13 protein-coding genes and 1 pseudogene are annotated in these 17,546 nt (G+C 72.6%); 7 read left to right on the top strand and 7 right to left on the bottom strand.

Annotation, left to right across the window (positions count from 1 at the left end; all coding sequences use genetic code 11):
* Window positions 1-20: 20 nt before the first annotated feature.
* The 4 genes and pseudogenes from ABT154_RS06690 to ABT154_RS06675 all read right to left on the bottom strand — a co-directional run bounded on the left by ABT154_RS06690 (window position 21) and on the right by ABT154_RS06675 (window position 2,431).
* A complete protein-coding gene (locus ABT154_RS06690; protein ID WP_351853701.1) occupies window positions 21-539 on the bottom strand; it encodes a pyridoxamine 5'-phosphate oxidase family protein in 519 nt (172 codons plus the stop codon).
* Window positions 540-639: 100 nt separating this feature from the next.
* Window positions 640-1,011 (bottom strand): annotated as a pseudogene (locus tag ABT154_RS06685) (VOC family protein); the annotation flags it as partial.
* 86 nt (window positions 1,012-1,097) lie between these two features.
* A complete protein-coding gene (locus ABT154_RS06680) occupies window positions 1,098-1,820 on the bottom strand; it encodes a vWA domain-containing protein (protein ID WP_351853698.1) in 723 nt (240 codons plus the stop codon).
* Window positions 1,811-2,431: a PadR family transcriptional regulator gene (locus ABT154_RS06675; protein ID WP_502969454.1), complete on the bottom strand. Its 621-nt coding sequence runs from the start codon at window positions 2,429-2,431 to the stop codon at window positions 1,811-1,813. The genes ABT154_RS06680 and ABT154_RS06675 overlap by 10 nt, the downstream gene beginning before the upstream one ends.
* Before the next feature lie 56 nt (window positions 2,432-2,487).
* On the opposite strand from ABT154_RS06675, the gene ABT154_RS06670 reads away from it, so the two are divergent.
* A complete protein-coding gene (locus tag ABT154_RS06670) occupies window positions 2,488-2,700 on the top strand; it encodes a hypothetical protein (protein WP_351854269.1) in 213 nt (70 codons plus the stop codon).
* 129 nt (window positions 2,701-2,829) lie between these two features.
* On the opposite strand, the gene ABT154_RS06665 is transcribed toward ABT154_RS06670, so the two are convergent.
* The 3 genes from ABT154_RS06665 to ABT154_RS06655 all read right to left on the bottom strand — a co-directional run bounded on the left by ABT154_RS06665 (window position 2,830) and on the right by ABT154_RS06655 (window position 10,180).
* Window positions 2,830-4,290, bottom strand: coding sequence for a glutamate synthase subunit beta (locus ABT154_RS06665; protein ID WP_351853694.1), 1,461 nt, complete (start codon window positions 4,288-4,290; stop codon window positions 2,830-2,832).
* The gene (gene gltB, locus ABT154_RS06660) at window positions 4,283-8,848 is read right to left on the bottom strand and encodes a glutamate synthase large subunit (protein ID WP_351853692.1); all 4,566 of its coding nucleotides are present in this window, start codon (window positions 8,846-8,848) and stop codon (window positions 4,283-4,285) included. Before gltB ends, ABT154_RS06665 begins: the two co-directional genes overlap by 8 nt.
* Window positions 8,849-9,451: 603 nt before the next feature.
* On the bottom strand, window positions 9,452-10,180 hold the full coding sequence (locus tag ABT154_RS06655) for a VIT1/CCC1 transporter family protein (protein WP_317876687.1): 729 nt from the start codon (window positions 10,178-10,180) through the stop codon (window positions 9,452-9,454).
* Window positions 10,181-10,434: 254 nt separating this feature from the next.
* Between ABT154_RS06655 and ABT154_RS06650 the strand changes: the two genes are divergently transcribed.
* Genes ABT154_RS06650 through ABT154_RS06625 form a run of 6 tightly spaced genes read left to right on the top strand, consistent with a single transcriptional unit; the run spans window position 10,435 to window position 17,538 of the window.
* The gene (locus ABT154_RS06650; RefSeq protein WP_332434453.1) at window positions 10,435-11,430 is read left to right on the top strand and encodes an ADP-ribosylglycohydrolase family protein; all 996 of its coding nucleotides are present in this window, start codon (window positions 10,435-10,437) and stop codon (window positions 11,428-11,430) included.
* Window positions 11,430-12,884 carry an ADP-ribosylglycohydrolase family protein gene (locus ABT154_RS06645; protein WP_351853688.1) on the top strand — a complete coding sequence of 485 codons (1,455 nt, stop codon included), beginning with the start codon at window positions 11,430-11,432 and terminating at the stop codon, window positions 12,882-12,884. The genes ABT154_RS06650 and ABT154_RS06645 overlap by 1 nt, the downstream gene beginning before the upstream one ends.
* The gene (locus ABT154_RS06640) at window positions 12,865-14,016 is read left to right on the top strand and encodes an ADP-ribosylglycohydrolase family protein (protein ID WP_351853685.1); all 1,152 of its coding nucleotides are present in this window, start codon (window positions 12,865-12,867) and stop codon (window positions 14,014-14,016) included. The genes ABT154_RS06645 and ABT154_RS06640 overlap by 20 nt, the downstream gene beginning before the upstream one ends.
* A complete protein-coding gene (locus tag ABT154_RS06635; RefSeq protein WP_351853682.1) occupies window positions 14,013-15,416 on the top strand; it encodes an ADP-ribosylglycohydrolase family protein in 1,404 nt (467 codons plus the stop codon). The genes ABT154_RS06640 and ABT154_RS06635 overlap by 4 nt, the downstream gene beginning before the upstream one ends.
* Window positions 15,413-16,333 (top strand): ribokinase, encoded by a 921-nt coding sequence (gene rbsK, locus ABT154_RS06630; RefSeq protein ID WP_351853681.1) that lies wholly within the window; start codon window positions 15,413-15,415, stop codon window positions 16,331-16,333. Before ABT154_RS06635 ends, rbsK begins: the two co-directional genes overlap by 4 nt.
* Window positions 16,330-17,538 (top strand): CaiB/BaiF CoA transferase family protein, encoded by a 1,209-nt coding sequence (locus ABT154_RS06625; protein WP_351853678.1) that lies wholly within the window; start codon window positions 16,330-16,332, stop codon window positions 17,536-17,538. Before rbsK ends, ABT154_RS06625 begins: the two co-directional genes overlap by 4 nt.
* Window positions 17,539-17,546 lie beyond the last annotated feature (8 nt).

The following is a 17,546-nucleotide window of genomic DNA, read 5'->3' as shown; positions in this document are numbered from 1 at the left end:
CGGGAGCGTGACGACAGGCCCTACATGTCCTCGCGCGGTGGGCTCTCGTCGTTGCCGCGCCGGAGGACTCGCGTCGGACCGGTGGCGGTCCAGGTGTGGAGGACGATCTCGTCGCCGTCCACCCAGGTCCGTACGACCTCGGTCGGCTCCACCCGGAAGAGGTGGAGCGGCCGGGGCGCGCCCGCCTCGGTCGCGTACCGGTCCACGGTCGCCGGGTCGGTGACCTCCACCGCCCGCCCGGAGACGCGGACGTCCCCGCCGCCCATGTCGGTGCCCGCGCCGGGGTTGGCGAGCAGCGCGAAGCGGGGGTCGCGGCGCAGGTCGAGGGCCTTGCGGGAGTTCGGCATCATGCCGAGCCACAGCTCACCGAAGCGGAAGTCCGCCTCGATGCCGCTGAGCCGGGGCGAGCCGTCCTTGCGCACGGTGGCGAGGGCGTGGTGGGTGTACTGCCCGAAGCGCTCGCGGACGGTCGCGGCGAGTCCGGGTTCGGCGGTCTCGAAGGCCGACCAGCCGGTCGTCGGGTCATCGGTGTCTCCCATACCTCCCAGGAAACACCGGATACCCGACATCCACTGTCCGGGTTACTCCGGATGTCGCCGGACCGCGGCGTCCCGCCGGAGCGCGTCAGACCGCGGCGGTCGCGTCCCGCTCCGCCTGGCTGCGCTCCACGCAGAACTCGTTGCCCTCGGGGTCCGTGAGGGTCGCCCAGCCGGTGCCGTCCGGGTTGCGGTGGTCCTCGAACAGGGTGGCGCCGAGGCCGAGCAGCCGCTCGACCTCCTCGTCACGGCTGCGGTCCTGCGGCTGGAGGTCGAGGTGGACGCGGTTCTTGACCGCCTTCGGCTCGGGGACCCGGATGAAGAGGAGGTTCGCACCGGGCGACTCCACCAGCGCCTCCGGGTCACCGGGCCGGTCGTCGTCGGAGAGCTTGACCTCCAGGGCCCCGGCCCAGAAGGTGGCGAGCGCGTAGGCGTCGGCGCAGTCGATGGTCACGTGTCGTACGAGAGAACTCATGGCCGCATGATCGCCCGGGGTCCCTGCCGGGGGCCACCCTTTTTCCAGCACCCGGAGGGCCGTTCACACGTGTCCGCACGGCGGGTTCAGGACGACCGGACGATGCCCTGCCGCCGTGCCTCCGCGAGCCACTTCGGGAACTCGGAGACCAGCCGGTCGTACAGCTCCGTGTCCGGCATCCGGCTCGGGTCCTGCCCCGCGTGGAAGAAGCCCGCGTTGTCGACGGGCCGCTTCCCCGGCACGTCCAGCTCGTCGAGCCGCCGCAGGAAGTCGAACTGGCGGCTGTCCGGGTCGCCGAAGCCGATGAACTGCCAGAAGATCGGGAGCCGGGCCGCCTTGCACACGTACCGCTCGGCCGCGACCTTGTTGATCGGACCGCCGTCCGTCTGGAAGACGACGAGCGCGGGGGCGGTAGAGCCGCTGTCCAGGTACCGGTCGATGACGGCGTCCATGGCCAGGTGGTAGCTGGTCTTCCCCATGTGGCCGAGCCCGGCGACGATCCGGTCGATCCGCCCTGCGTGGTCGTCGAGCCGGATGTCGGTCTCGGCGTCGATGTCGGTGGAGAAGAAGACGACGGGGACGCGTCCGTCGTCGTCGAGATGGGCGGAGAGACCGAGCACCCGGTCGGCCAGGGCCTGGACGGCGCCGCTCCGGTAGTACGGCTTCATCGACCCGGAGTAGTCGACGACGAGGTGGACGGCGACCCGCTGCCCCTCGATCCCGTGCCGCCGCAGCGACGCACCGGCCTCCTTGTAGAGGTTCACCAGCGCGGGCGCGGTCTCCTCGACCTTCCGCAGGCTCATGGGCATGGACGTTCCCTCTCCAGCTCCTCGATGTCCGCGAGCATGGCGTCGGCCAGGTCGCGCTCGGCGGCGTAGTACCGCTCGGCCCAGGTGAGGGTCAGCCGGGGGAACGCCCAGGCCTCGTCGGCCGCCGCGTCGGCGACGTCCGCCTCGGCCCGCAGCCGCATGGTCTCGGCGTACTCCCGGTGCGCGGCGAGGACCTCCCGCATCCGCTCGGGTGCGAGGAGGTGGCCGAGCCAGAGCCGGAGCATCGGCCCGTGCTTGAGGACGGGCGGGTCGAGGGGGCCCCCGGCGGCCCAGGCGCGGACGGCGGCGAGGCCTTCGCCGGTGATGCGGTAGACGCGTTTGTCGCGGGAGCCGGCCTCGGGGGCGACCAGGCGGGAGTCGGCGTATCCGGCCTTCTCCAGGCGCTTGAGCTCGCTGTAGATCTGGCTGAAGGACGGGCTCCAGTAGAAGAGGCCCAGGGACCGGTCCGACCACTTCTTGAGGTCGTAGCCGGACAGCTCCCGCCCGAAGGAGAGCAGTCCGAGCACGGTCCAGCTCGTCGCCGGAAGCGCCGGCACGGTCTCTTCGTCCGCCACGGTCGGCAGTCTACGGCCCTTCCCTCCCCTCTCCATGTCCGCTAGAAGTATTTCGACTAGGCATATCCGCCGTGTCTGCGGGAGAGCGTCCCGTGAAGTTCTCCGTGATCTTCGAAGCACAGCTCGTCGACCCGACCCCCGCACGCGAGCGCCGCGTGATCCACGACTGCGTCGAACAGGCCCAGGGGACGCCCCGGATACGCCTCCGCCGCCCAGGCCAGGGCCGTACACAGGTCGTCCTCGGCCGCCGGGAAGCGGTGCTCGGGAGCGCGCCGGGGCCCTGGACGGGGCCGCCGCGTGGCTGAACCACCGGGCTGAGAGTCCCGGAAACGCGCCGCAGCACCCCCCGGTCGTCCGGTCGGGGACCTTCGGGGGGTGCCGCGCTCAGTTCCGCACGTCGTTGTACGGGACGTCTCCGGGGTGATCCGGTCGGATCAGACCATCAGTGAACGGTCCGTCGGACGGATCGGGGCCGGCAGGGAGCTGGCACCCGTCAGGAAGCGGTCCACGCCACGGGCGGCGGAGCGGCCCTCGGCGATGGCCCAGACGATGAGGGACTGGCCCCGCCCGGCGTCACCGGCGACGTACACGCCGTCGACGTTGGTGGCGAAGTCCGCGTCACGGGCGATGTTGCCCCGCTCGTCCAGGTCCAGACCGAACTGCGCGACCAGGCCGTTCTCCACGTCCGTGCCGGTGAAGCCCATCGCGAGCGTGACCAGCTGGGCGGGGATCCTCCGTTCCGTGCCCGGCTTCTGGGTCAGCCTGCCCTCGACGAACTCGACCTCGACGAGGTGGAGGAACTGGACGTTGCCGTCCTCGTCGCCCTCGAAGTGGGTGGTGGAGACGGAGTAGACCCGCTCGCCGCCCTCCTCGTGCGCGGAGGTGACCTTGTAGAGCATGGGGAAGGTCGGCCAGGGCTGGCCGGCGTTCCGGTCCTCGCCCGGCTTCGGCATGATCTCCAGCTGGGTGACCGAGGCCGCGCCCTGGCGGTGGGCGGTGCCGACGCAGTCCGCGCCCGTGTCGCCGCCGCCGATGACCACGACGTGCTTGCCCTCGGCGGTGATCGGCGGGGCCACGAAGTCGCCCTCGACGACCTTGTTGGCCAGCGGCAGGTACTCCATCGCCTGGTGGATGCCGTTCAGCTCCCGGCCGGGGACCGGCAGGTCGCGGGCGGTGGTGGCACCGGCGGCGATGACCACGGCGTCGAACCGCTTGCGCAGGTCCGTCGCCGTCATGTCACGGCCGATCTCGATGCCGGTGCGGAACTTGGTGCCCTCCGCGCGCATCTGCTCGATGCGGCGGTTGATGTGCCGCTTCTCCATCTTGAACTCGGGGATGCCGTAGCGCAGCAGTCCGCCGATGCGGTCGGCGCGCTCGTACACGACCACGGTGTGGCCGGCCCGGGTCAGCTGCTGGGCGGCGGCGAGACCCGCCGGGCCCGAGCCGATGACGGCGGCGGTCTTGCCGGACAGGCGCTCGGGCACCTGCGGCTTGACGTCGCCTCCGTCCCAGGCCTTGTCGATGATGGAGACTTCGACGTTCTTGATGGTGACGGCCGGCTGGTTGATGCCGAGCACACACGCGGACTCGCAGGGAGCCGGGCAGAGTCGGCCGGTGAACTCCGGGAAGTTGTTGGTGGCGTGCAGACGCTCCTGCGCCGCCGACCAGTCCTCGCGGTAGGCGTAGTCGTTCCACTCGGGGATCAGGTTCCCGAGCGGACAGCCGTTGTGGCAGAACGGGATGCCGCAGTCCATGCAGCGGCCGGCCTGCTTGCTGATGATCGGCAGGAGGGAGCCGGGGACGTAGACCTCGTTCCAGTCCCTGACGCGCTCGCCCACCGGACGGGTCTGGGCGACTTCGCGCCCGGTGGTCAGGAAGCCCTTGGGGTCAGCCATGGGACGCAGCCTCCATCATCTTCTCGGTGGTCTCGGACTCGGAGAGACCGGCGAGCTCAGCGGCGTCCTTGGCGGCGAGCACTGCCTTGTACGTGGTGGGGATGATCTTGCTGAACCGGTCCGCGCTCGCGGTCCAGTCGGCGAGCAGCTTCTCGGCGACGGTGGAGCCGGTCTCCTCCTGGTGGCGGCGCACGACATCGTGCAGCCACGCCTTGTCGGCGTCCGACAGGGCCTCGATCGCGCCCAGGTTGCCGGAGTTGACGTTGTCCCGGTCGAGGTCGACGACATAGGCGACACCGCCCGACATGCCGGCCGCGAAGTTGCGTCCGGTCTCGCCGAGGACGACCGCCGTACCGCCGGTCATGTACTCGCAGCCGTGGTCGCCCACGCCCTCCGAGACGACCAGGGCGCCGGAGTTGCGGACGCAGAAGCGCTCGCCGGTGCGACCCCGGAGGAACAGTTCGCCGCCGGTCGCGCCGTATCCGATGGTGTTGCCCGCGATGGTCGAGTACTCGGCGAGGTGGTCGGCGCCCCGGTCGGGGCGGACGACGACCCGGCCGCCGGAGAGGCCCTTGCCGACGTAGTCGTTCGCGTCGCCCTCCAGGCGGAGGGTGACACCGCTCGGCAGGAAGGCGCCGAAGGACTGGCCGGCGGAGCCGGTGAAGGTGATGTCGATGGTGTCGGCCGGGAGGCCCGCGCCGCCGAACCTCTTCGTCACCCGGTGGCCGAGCATGGTGCCGACCGTGCGGTTGATGTTGCGGATGGCGACCTGGGCGCGGACCGGCTGGGCCTCCTCGGCGGAGGCGGCGTTCAGGGCCTCGGCGGCGAGCTCGATCAGCTCGTTGTCGAGGGCCTTCTCCAGTCCGTGGTCCTGCTCGATCAGGGCGTGGCGGACCGCGCCCTCGGGCAGCTCGGGCACGTAGAAGAGCGGCTCCAGGTCGAGACCCTGCGCCTTCCAGTGGGTGACCGCGCGGCTGGTGTCCAGCAGCTCGGCGTGGCCGACGGCCTCTTCGAGGGTGCGGAAGCCCAGCTCGGCGAGGAGCTCGCGGACCTCCTCGGCGATGAACTCGAAGAAGTTGACGACGAACTCGGGCTTGCCGGAGAAGCGGTCGCGCAGGACCGGGTTCTGGGTGGCGATGCCGACCGGGCAGGTGTCCAGGTGACAGACGCGCATCATGACGCAGCCGGAGACGACGAGCGGCGCGGTCGCGAAACCGAACTCCTCGGCGCCGAGCAGAGCGGCGATGATCACGTCACGGCCGGTCTTGAGCTGGCCGTCGGTCTGGACGACGATCCGGTCGCGCAGGCCGTTGAGCAGCAGGGTCTGCTGGGTCTCGGCGAGGCCGAGCTCCCAGGGGCCGCCCGCGTGCTTGAGGGAGGTGAGCGGGCTGGCGCCCGTACCGCCGTCGTGGCCGGAGATCAGGACGACGTCCGCGTGGGCCTTGGAGACACCGGCGGCGACCGTGCCGACGCCGACCTCGGAGACCAGCTTCACATGGATGCGGGCGACCGGGTTGGCGTTCTTGAGGTCGTGGATCAGCTGGGCCAGATCCTCGATGGAGTAGATGTCGTGGTGCGGCGGCGGCGAGATGAGGCCGACACCGGGCGTCGAGTGACGCGTCCTGGCGACCCACGGGTAGACCTTGTGGCCGGGCAGCTGGCCGCCCTCGCCGGGCTTGGCGCCCTGCGCCATCTTGATCTGGATGTCGTCGGCGTTGACCAGGTACTCGCTGGTGACGCCGAAGCGGCCGGAGGCGACCTGCTTGATCGCGGAGCGGCGGGCCGGGTCGTAGAGGCGGTCCGGGTCCTCGCCGCCCTCACCGGTGTTGGACTTGGCGCCCAGCTGGTTCATCGCGACGGCGAGGGTCTCGTGCGCCTCGCGGGAGATGGAGCCGTACGACATGGCGCCGGTGGAGAAGCGCCTGACGATCTCGGAGACCGGCTCGACCTCGTCGAGGGGGATCGACGGGCGGTCGGAGGTGAAGCCGAAGAGGCCGCGGAGCGTCATGAGGCGCTCGGACTGCTCGTTGACCCGGTCCGTGTACTTCTTGAAGATGTCGTACCGCTTGGTGCGCGTGGCGTGCTGCAGGCGGAAGACGGTCTCCGGGTCGAACAGGTGCGGCTCGCCCTCGCGGCGCCACTGGTACTCGCCGCCGATGTCCAGGGCGCGGTGCGCCGAGGGGACTCCGGAGACGGGGTACGCCTTGGTGTGCCGGGCGGCGACCTCCTTGGCGACGACGTCGAGACCGGCGCCGCCGATCTTGGTGGCCGTGCCGTTGAAGTACGTGGCGACGAAGGTCTCGTCGAGGCCGACGGCCTCGAAGACCTGGGCGCCGCGGTAGGAGGCGACGGTGGAGATGCCCATCTTGGACATGACCTTGAGGACGCCCTTGCCGAGGGCGTAGATCAGGTTCCGGATGGCCTGCTCGGGCTCCAGGCCCTCGATGAAGGTGCCGGCGCGGACCAGGTCCTCGACGGACTCCATGGCGAGGTACGGGTTGACCGCGGCGGCGCCGTAGCCGATGAGCAGGGCGACGTGGTGGACCTCGCGGACGTCACCGGCCTCGACGAGCAGACCCACCTTGGTGCGCTGCTTGGTGCGGATGAGGTGGTGGTGGACGGCCGCGGTGAGCAGCAGCGAGGGGATCGGCGCGTGCTCGGCGTCGGAGTGCCGGTCGGAGAGCACGATGAGGCGGGCGCCGCCCTCGATGGCGGTGTCGGCCTCGGCGCAGATCGCGTCGATGCGGGCGGCGAGGGCCTCGCCGCCGCCGGAGACCCGGTAGAGGCCGGAGAGGGTCGCGGCCTTCATGCCGGGCATGTCGCCGTCGGCGTTGATGTGGATGAGCTTGGCCAGCTCGTCGTTGTCGATCACCGGGAAGGGCAGGGTGACGCTGCGGCACGACACGGGGGTCGGCTCGAGCAGGTTGCCCTGGGGGCCCAGCGAGGAGCGCAGGCTCGTCACCAGCTCTTCGCGGATGGCGTCCAGCGGCGGGTTCGTGACCTGCGCGAACAGCTGGGTGAAGTAGTCGAAGAGCAGCCGCGGGCGGGCGGAGAGGGCCGCGATGGGCGAGTCCGTGCCCATGGAGCCGAGGGGCTCGCCGGCGGTGGTGGCCATCGGGGCGAGGATGACGCGCAGCTCTTCCTCGGTGTAGCCGAAGGTCTGCTGGCGGCGGGTGACCGAGGCGTGGGTGTGCACGATGTGCTCGCGCTCGGGGAGGTCGGAGAGCTCGATCTCGCCGGTCTCCAGCCACTCCTCGTACGGGTTCTCGGCGGCGAGGGCGGCCTTGATCTCGTCGTCCTCGACGATGCGGTGCTCGGCGGTGTCGACGAGGAACATCTTGCCGGGCTGGAGGCGGCCCTTGCGGACGACCCTGGCGGGGTCGATGTCGAGGACGCCGACCTCGGAGGAGAGGACGACGAGGCCCTCGTCGGTGACCCAGTAGCGGCCGGGGCGCAGTCCGTTGCGGTCGAGGACCGCGCCGACCTGGACGCCGTCGGTGAAGGTGACGCAGGCCGGGCCGTCCCAGGGCTCCATCATCGTGGAGTGGTACTGGTAGAAGGCGCGGCGGGCGGGGTCCATGGTCTCGTGGTTCTCCCACGCCTCCGGGACCATCATCAGGACCGCGTGCGGCAGCGAACGGCCGCCGAGGTGGAGCAGCTCCAGGACCTCGTCGAAGGAGGCCGAGTCGGAGGCGTCCGGGGTGCAGATCGGGAAGATCCGGTCCAGCGAGCCCTCGCCGAAGGCCTCGGAGCCGAGCTGCGCCTCGCGGGCGGTCATCCAGTTCCGGTTGCCCTTGACGGTGTTGATCTCACCGTTGTGGGCGACGAAGCGGTACGGGTGGGCCAGCGGCCAGCTCGGGAAGGTGTTGGTGGAGAACCGGGAGTGGACCAGGGCCACGGCGGTGGCGCAGCGGCGGTCCGACAGGTCCGGGAAGAAGGGCTCCAGCTGGCCGGTGGTCAGCATGCCCTTGTAGACGATGGTGCGGGCGGAGAGCGACGGGAAGTACGTCGCGGCCTCGCGCTCGGCGCGCTTGCGCAGGACGAAGGCCTTGCGGTCGAGCGCGATGCCCGTGGTGGCGCCTTCGGTGTCCGCCACGAAGAGCTGGCGGAAGACCGGCATGGTGGAGCGGGCGGAGGCGCCGAGCAGCTCGGGGGCGACGGGGACCTCGCGCCAGCCGAGGACGTCCAGGCCCTCTTCGGCGGCGATCGCCTCGATCCTGGCGGCGGTCCCGTCGGTGTCGTCCTCGGGGAGGAACGCGATGCCGACGGCGTACGCGCCGGCCTCGGGAAGCTCGAATCCGGCGACCTCGCGGAGGAAGGCGTCCGGGACCTGGAGCAGGATGCCGGCGCCGTCGCCGGAGTCGGGCTCGGAGCCGGTGGCGCCGCGGTGCTCGAGGTTGCGCAGTACGGTCAGCGCCTGCTCGACCAGCGCGTGGCTGGCTACACCGGTGAGGGTGGCCACGAACCCGACACCACAGGCGTCGTGTTCGTTACGGGGGTCGTACATCCCCTGCGGAGCGGGGCGACCGTCCATGGGCGACCAGGCGTCGGAACGCATCGGCTCTCCCGTCGTCGTCGTGGCATATGCAGATACCGAGGGACGACGTTGGCCCTCCGCGAAATTTCGTGCAGGTTACATGATGGCTGAGTTCTCACGAAGCGGATAGTTCATTCCAGCATGCGGACACCGCCGACACGGAGCGGTGATGTGGGTTCACCTGTGAGGTTCACCTGGGGGTGCGGCGACAAGGACTGTCCCGCGGGGGCGGATCGAGGGTGATCCGGAAGATCTCCGGGTCTCCGGCGACCCGTCACTGTGTGGGCTTCATTGCCCAGCGACGCTCATGCCTCATTCCCGTTGGTCACGGGTTCGAAACCGCCGAGTAACCGGCTACTTATGTGGCGTCCCGCATAGTGTCTCACCGCTGCGGCGGATCGGACCAGGGAGATACGTCACAGCCGATCCGGAGCTTATGTCCCGAATTACTGCCCAGAAATGCCGGAAAGGCCCCCTATGGGGGCCTCTCGGTCTTCTGGGTGGGTACGGATTCCGTCGCGCCTTCCGGACGGTACGGAATCCGTAGCCGTCAGGCGCCTGGCGCGGTACGGAATCCGCAGCCGCCAGGTCCTTCGGGCGGACGGAACGCGCAGCCGCCCCGGGTTACAGAGCCGCCCCGAAGAGCATGCCGAGTCCGTACGTGACGGCTGCGGCGGCGCCGCCGAGGACGAGCTGCCGCATGCCGCTGAAGAGCCAGCCGCGCGCGGTCACCCGGGCCACGAGCGCGCCGCAGGCGAACAGCCCGAGGAGGGCGAGCAGCACGGCGGGCCAGAGCGAGGTCGCGCCGAGCAGGTACGGCAGTACGGGGAGCAGCGCGCCGAGCGCGAAGGAGCCGAAGGAGGAGACCGCGGCGACCATGGGCGACGGCAGGTCGTCCGGGTCGATGCCCAGCTCCTCGCGGGCGTGGATCTCAAGAGCCTGCTCGGGGTCCTTCGACAGCTGCATCGCGACCTCGCGGGCGAGCGCGGGCTCGACGCCGCGGGAGACGTAGAGCGCGGCGAGCTCCTCCATCTCGTCGACGGGGTGCTTGCGCAACTGGCGGCGCTCGACGTCCAGTTCCGCCTGGACGAGTTCGCGCTGCGAGGCGACGGAGGTGTATTCGCCGGCGGCCATCGAGAAGGCGCCGGCCGCGAGGCCGGCGAGGCCGGTGATGACGACGGTCTGCGAGGTGACCGCGCCACCGGCGACACCGGTCATCAGGGCGAGGTTGGACACCAGTCCGTCCATCGCGCCGAAGACCGCCGGACGCAGCCAACCGCCGTTGACGTCACGGTGGGTGTGGTTGTCTCGGTGGGCCTCGTGCAGTGGCGCCTGAGCTTCGATGATGGACATGGCTCTCCCCTCGTTCCGGCGGGCCGGGTTGCACCCGCCGCCCCCAACGTCCTCGAAAATACGCGCGATGTAAGGGGCGCGCCAGCAAGCCAGGCCGTACTTACTAAGGCCCGCCTCACTGAGGGCACCGCAACCTGGCGGGGTGTCAGGCGGGTGACAGAGACGTTTCTTCGGCGAGTTCGCGGCCTGGGGTGGCACAGATCCAGGCATCGGGGCGCCATCGACGCGCCCCCACCGAGGAAGGGGCCACGGAGATGGTGACCACCACGGCACGCGACACGCGCGAACGGGCGAGAGGTGCCCTGCTCGGCCTCGCCGTCGGCGACGCGCTCGGCGCGCCCGCCGAGAACATGCGGCCCTCCGAGATCCGCCGCCGCTGGGGCCGGATCGAGGGATTCGTGACGGAGAGCCCGGCGGGCACCGACGACACCGAGTACGCGATCTTCTCGGCGCTCCTCCTCGCCCGGCACGGCTCGGCCCTCACCGTCCACCATGTCGAACGGGCCTGGCACCACTGGATCGCCGACCTCGACGAAGGCCCCTTCCGGGGCGCGGGCTTCTCGGAGCGCGGCACCCTGGAGAACCTCCGCCGGGGCCTCGCCGCGCCCATCTCCGCCCAGCACCGGCACGCCTGGAGCGACGGCCTCGCGATGCGCGCGGCGCCGTTCGGGGTGTTCGCGGCGGGACGGCCGGCGGAGGCGGCCAGGCTCGTCGCCATCGACGGCAGCGTCAGCCACGACGGCGAGGGCATCTACGGCGGCCAGGCGGTGGCGGCGGGCGTGGCGGCGGCGATGACGGGAGCGACCGTCACCTCGGTCATCGCGGCGGCGCTCTCGGTCGTCCCGATGGACTCCTGGACGGCCCGCTCACTGCGCCGCGCGGTCGTCGCGGCGCAGCGCGTCCAGCCGGACCCGCTCACCCGCGAACGCCAGGTCCGCTCGGCGGTCGTCATCGGCGGCTACCCCTGGACGGACCTGGCCCCGGAGGCGGTGGGCCTGGCGTTCGGCGCGTTCGCCGCCGCGCGGGGCGACTTCCGTACGGCGGTCCTGACGGCCGTCAACATGGGCCGCGACGCGGACACGACGGCGGCGGTGGCGGGCGCGCTGGCCGGCGCGGCGGGCGGCGTCGGCTCGATCCCGGCGGACTGGGCCTCGGCCATCACCCCGGTGACGGGCAGCTGCCTCCCGTCGATGCGCGGCTACCACGTCCTGGACGTGGCGGACCTGCTGACCCCGGAGGGAGACTCCTGATGAGCGCGGACCTGACGACGACGGCCGACCCTGCGGGCACAGCCACGGGGCCGGACATCGGCACCGCCAGAGGCGGAGCCCAGGCCCCGGACGCCACCACCGCTGTGGGCACAGCCACGGGGCCGGACACCGCCACCACCGCTGTGGGCCATCGTCCCGCAGGGCGGGAGGGGTGGGCACAGCCCACAACGCCGGGTTCCGGCCCCCTCCTCGGTACCCCCCAGGACCTGGCGGAGCCCGCCACCCCGCACCACGCCACCGGTTCATGGCGTCTCACCCGTAGGCCCCCGCAGCGCGACGCCCCCCTCGGCCCCACCCGCGACGCCGTCGAAGGCCTGCTCCTCGGGATCGCCTCGGGCGACGCCGCCGGCTGGCCCGCCGCCCGTCACCGCGCCGCCCGCATGCCCGAGTGGACCCGCCGTCTCACCCGTGAACTCGACACCTTCGCCGAGCAGAACGCCACGACGACCCTCCCCGTCCCCATCGCCCTCAACCAGCCGCCCGAGCCCCTCAGGCTCGGCCCTTCGGACGACGCCGAGTGGGCGGTGTTCACCGCCGAGGCGGTACTCGCCTCCACCGGCCCGGTGTTCGCGACGCTGCCCCCGGAGCGTCGGCTCCGCGCCGCCGTGGACCTGGCCTGGAACGCCCTGGCGGGCCAGGTCGCGGCGGCGGCCGACCGCGCCCCCGAGGTCGAGTCCGCCGTACTCCCCCTCCGCGCCCGGATCTCCGTCCGCGCGGGTCTCGGCAACCTCGCCACCGGTCTGCGCCCGCCGGCCACCGGCCACGACAACCCGCACTACTTCGACGACGCCGCCTGCGTCCGGGCCGCCGTGCTGGCCCTCGTCCACCCCGGCGACCCGCGCGCCGCCGCCGAACTCGCCGAGTTCGACGCCCGGTACACCCAGGACGGCGACGGCGTCCACGGCGCCCGCGCCACGGCGGCGGCCGTCGCCGCGGCCCTCGGCGGGGCGACGGTCGACGGGGCCGTCGCGGCGGCCGTCGCCGAACTCCCGCCGGTCACCGAGATCGGCCGCAACGCCCGGTACGCGGTGAAGCTCGCCCGGACCGCCGGTTCGGCCTTCGAACTGGTGCCGCTCCTCGAGCACCAGATCGTCGACCACGTCTACAGCTACGGCATCGCCGCCGCCGAGACCGTCCCGGTGGCCCTGGCCCTGGCGACCGCCTCCCGGGGCGAGATGACGTCCGCCGTACCGGCCGCGGCCTGTCTCTCCCGGGTCGCCGACTCCGCCCCCGCCCTCGTGGGCGCCCTCACCGGCGCGCTCGGCGGCGGCCGTTCGGTGCCGGCGACCTGGCGGGACGCGTGCCGGACGCTCGCGGGCTGCGCGCTGCCCCGGCTGGCCGGGACGGACCTGGTGGAACTCGCCGGGCTGCTGACAACCACGGAACCGGCCACCCCAGGTGGACAATTCCGACATGACACCCACACTGGATGACCGGATCACCGGCAGTCTCCTCGGGGCCGCCGTCGGCGACGCGCTCGGCGGCCCCGTCGAGGGCTACACCCCCGAGCAGATCGCGGAGCGCCACGGCGGCCACGTCACCGGGATCGTCGGCCCCTGGAACGGCGACGACTGGCGCACGGCCCGCCCCATCGCCCCGTACCACAAGGGCGACGGGCACGTCACCGACGACACCTTGATGACCCACGCCCTTATCAGGGTCTACGAGAAGGTCCGCGGCCATCTCGACGCGTACGCGGTCGCGGACCACCTGGTCCCCGAACTCATGGGCTCCCCCGTCTGGATCCCGGAGCTGGAGGCGGAGGCGCTGCCGCTCCAGCGGATCTTCCTCGCCGAGAAGTGGATCGTCACCCGGCTCCACTACGCCCACGCGGACCCGCGCGAGGCGGGCAACGGCAACATCGTGAACTGCGGCGCCGCGATGTACATGGCGCCCGTCGGACTCGTCAACGCGGCCCACCCGGAGGCCGCGTACACCGAGGCCCTCGACATCGCGGGCGCCCACCAGTCCTCGTACGGCCGTGAGGCGGCGGGCGTGTTCGCGGCGGCCGTGGCGGCGGCCTGCGCACCGGGCGCCACCCACTCCTCGGTGGTGGCGACGGCCCTGGCGCTGGCGAAGGACGGCACCCGGTCGGCGATCGAGGCGGTGGCGGAAGTGGCCTCCGGGCACCGGGACTTCGAGTCGGCCCTCACCCCGCTGCGCAGGGCGGTCGCGCCCTTCGACTCGGTCGGCCCCGACTACCGCGCTCCGTCCCTCGGCGCCCGCCGTCCCTCCCGGCTCCACGCGATCGAGGAACTGCCGGTCGCCCTGGGGATGCTGCTGGTCGGCGAGGGCGACTTCCGGCGTACGGTGCTCGGCGCGGTGAACTACGGCCGTGACTGCGACTCCATCGCGACGATGGCCGGGGCGATCGTGGGCGCGCTGCACGGCGAGTCCGCGGTGCCCGCCGACTGGGCGAAGCGGGTGGCGGAGGCCAGCCGTCTCGATCTGCACGCCCCGGCACGGGCCCTGACCGAGGTGGCCCACGAGGTCTTCGCGGAGGACGCCGCACGCCGCCGGGCGCACGAGGCCGCGTTCGCCACGCTGACGAGCGCGGCCAGGTGAGCCTCCGGCTGACCTGGGTCCAGCCGGAGGACCTGGTGGGACACGAGCTCCGCCAGGCGGCGGAGGACGGCCGCGACGCCCGCGCCCTCGCGGCCCGCTGGGCCACGGCGGGCGGCCCGCCCGCCCCGGACACGGCCGGCGCCTCCGAGGCCCCCCGCCCGGACCTCCGCCCCCTGGCGGAGGAACTCCTCGACGCCCTGGGGTCCCTCCCCAGCCCCCTGGCACCCCTGGAGCCGACCCTCCTCCCCGGGATCCGGGCCCTGACAGCCCCCGGCACGGCCGCCACCACCTCCGCAGGCGGTCGTGCCGTCCTCCCGCCGGGCGAGGAGGACGCCCTCCGCGACCGGCTCCACGCGGCCTGGCTCGGCCGGGCCGCCGGGTGTCTGCTCGGCAAGCCCGTCGAGAAACTGCCCCTCCCCGCCCTCCGCGCCCTCGCCCGCGCCACCGGCAACTGGCCCCTCTCCACCTGGTTCACCGCCCGCGGCGTCCCGCCCGAGCTGCTCGCCGCCCACCCCTGGAACCGTCGCTCCGCCCCCACCTCCCTCGCCGAGAACATCGACGGCATGCCCGAGGACGACGACCTCAACTACGCCCTGCTCAACCTGCTGCTCCTCCAGCGGCACGGCCGCGACTTCACCACCTCCGACGTCGCCCGCCTCTGGCTCGACGAACTGCCCGCCGGCCGCACCTTCACGGCCGAGCGCGTCGCCTACCGCAACCTCCTCGACGGCGTGGAACCCCCGCTGACCGCCGTCCGCCGCAATCCCTTCCGCGAGTGGATCGGCGCCCAGATCCGCGCCGACGTCCACGGCTGGACCCACCCGGGCGACCCGGTGGCCGCCGCCGCGCAGGCACACCGGGACGCGGTGCTCACCCACACCGCGAACGGCGTCTACGGCGCCATGTTCGTCGCCGCCACCCTCGCCACCGCCGCCACCGGCACCGCCGATGTCCACCGGGCCCTCGCCGCCGGTCTCGACGTGATCCCGCCGCGCTCCCGCCTCGCCGAGGCCGTCCGCCGGGGCATCGGGTACGCCCGCGAGGCGGCCGGCCACCGCGAGGGCTTCGACCCGGTCGTCGACCGGCTGCACGCCGAACTCGGCGGGTACCACTGGGTCCATGCCGTCCCGAACTCCGCGCTGCTCGCCGCCGCCCTCACCCACGCCGACGGCGACTTCTCCCGCTCCGTCTGCGCGGCGGTCTCGGGCGGCTGGGACACCGATTCCAACGGCGCCACCGCCGGTTCGGTCGCCGGGCTCCTCGCCGGGCACCCCGACCGGCTGCCCGAGCGCTGGACCGCACCCCTCAAGAACCGGCTGTCGACCTCGGTGCCGTCCTTCGACGGCATCGGTTTCGACACCCTGGCCGAACTGACCCGTCTGGAGGCCGTACGCCCATGACCAGCATCGTCGTACTCGGCAGTACGAACATGGATCTCGTCGCCTACGTACCGAGGGCCCCCGCCCTCGGCGAGACGGTCACCGGCCGCTCCTTCCGTACGATCCCCGGCGGCAAGGGCGCCAACCAGGCCGTCGCCGCCGCCCGCGCCGGCGCAGAGGTGTCGATGATCGGAGCGGTCGGCGCGGACGACTTCGGGACACGGCTCCGGTCCACGCTCGAACACTGCGGGGTGGACACCGACCTCCTGCGCACCTCCGAGGGCGCCTCGGGCACGGCCCACATCGTCGTCGACGACGAGGGCGGCAACGCGATCGTCGTCGTCCCCGGCGCCAACGGCACCGTCACCTCCCTCACCCACGGCGACGAAGCACTCCTCGGCACCGCCGACGCCCTGCTGCTCCAGCTGGAACTTCCCCTCTCCGTCGTCGTGGAGGGCGCCACGACCGCCCGCAGGCTCGGCGTCCGCACCGTCCTCACCCCCGCTCCCGCCCAACCGCTCCCTCCCGAACTCCTTGCCGCCACCGACCTGTTGGTGCCCAACGAGCACGAGGCCGCCGCGCTCACCGGCCTCACCGACCCGCGCGATGCCGCCCTCGCCCTGCTCCGGGACGTGCCCGAGGTCGTCGTCACCCTGGGAGCGGCCGGCAGCCTGTACGCGGCGCGGGGCGCCGACCCGATCGCGGTGCCCGCCCCCCGGGTCCGGGCCGTGGACACCACCGGCGCGGGCGACACCTTCGTCGGCGCGCTCGCGGTCGCCCTCGGCGAGGGCCGCCCCGTCCCCGAGGCGCTCGCCTGGGCGCAGAGCGCCGCCGCGCTCTCCGTCCAGCGCGAGGGCGCCTCGACGTCGATGCCGTTCCGCACGGAGATCGAGGCGGCCTTCGGCTCCCTCGGCACGAGGGAGACCGACCGCGTATGACCACCGCACCGCACACCCTCACGACTCCCCTCCAGGGTCTGCGCGTCCTGGACCTCGCGACCCTCTTCGCCGGCCCGCTCGCCGCCATGATGCTCGGGGACTTCGGCGCCGATGTCGTCAAGGTCGAGCACCCCCGCAAGCCCGACCCGTCCCGTGGCCACGGCCCCGCGAAGGACGGCGTCGGCCTCTGGTGGAAGGTCCTCGGCCGGAACAAGCGGACGATCACCCTCGATCTGTCCTCCCCGGGCGGCCGTGACACCCTGCTCGCGCTCGCCGCCGACGCGGACGTCGTCGTGGAGAACTTCCGCCCCGGCACCCTGGAACGATGGGGTCTCGGCTGGGAGGAACTGTCCACCGTCAACCCCCGGCTGGTCCTCGCCCGGGTCACCGGCTTCGGCCAGTTCGGTCCGTACGCCCACCGCCCCGGCTTCGGCACCCTCGCCGAGGCGATGAGCGGTTTCGCCGCCATCACCGGCGAACCCGATGGCCCGCCCACCCTTCCCCCCTTCGGACTCGCCGACTCGATCGCGGCCCTCGCCACCGCGTACGCCGTGATGACCGCGCTCACCGCGAGGAACACGACCGGCCGCGGCCAGGTCGTCGACATGGCGATCATCGAACCGATGCTCTCCGTCATCGGACCCCACTCCCTCTGGTACGACCAGCTCGGCTACGTCCAGCCCCGGACGGGCAACCGCTCCCGCAACAACGCCCCGCGCAACACCTATCGGACCGCCGACGGCTCCTGGGTCGCCGTCTCCACCTCCGCCCAGTCGATCGCCGAGCGGGTCCTCCGGCTCGTCGGCCGCCCCGAACTGATCGACGAGCCGTGGTTCGCCGACGGCAGCGGACGGGCCGAGCACGCGGACGTCCTGGACGAGGCGGTCGGCTCGTGGATCGCCCGCCACACCCGGGACGAGGCCATGGCGGCCTTCGAGAAGGCGGAGGCGGCGATCGCCCCGGTCTACGACGTCCGGGACGTGGTCGCCGACCCGCAGTACCAGGCGCTCGGCACCGTCACCGAGGTGCAGGACCCCGAACTCGGCCCGATCAAGATGCAGAACGTCCTCTTCCGCCTCTCCGAGACCCCCGGAGCCATCCGTTGGTCCGGCCGCCCGCACGGCGCCGACACCACCGCCGTCCTCTCCGAACTCGGCCTCACCCCCGCCGAGATCGGCGCCCTCCGTGAACAGGGGGCGGTATGAGCGAGGCC

Origin of the sequence: Streptomyces sp. NPDC001728 (genome assembly GCF_040297565.1) — a bacterium.
In the GTDB taxonomy this organism is placed as follows: domain Bacteria; phylum Actinomycetota; class Actinomycetes; order Streptomycetales; family Streptomycetaceae; genus Streptomyces.
This window is presented reverse-complemented; position numbering and strand designations above follow the sequence as displayed.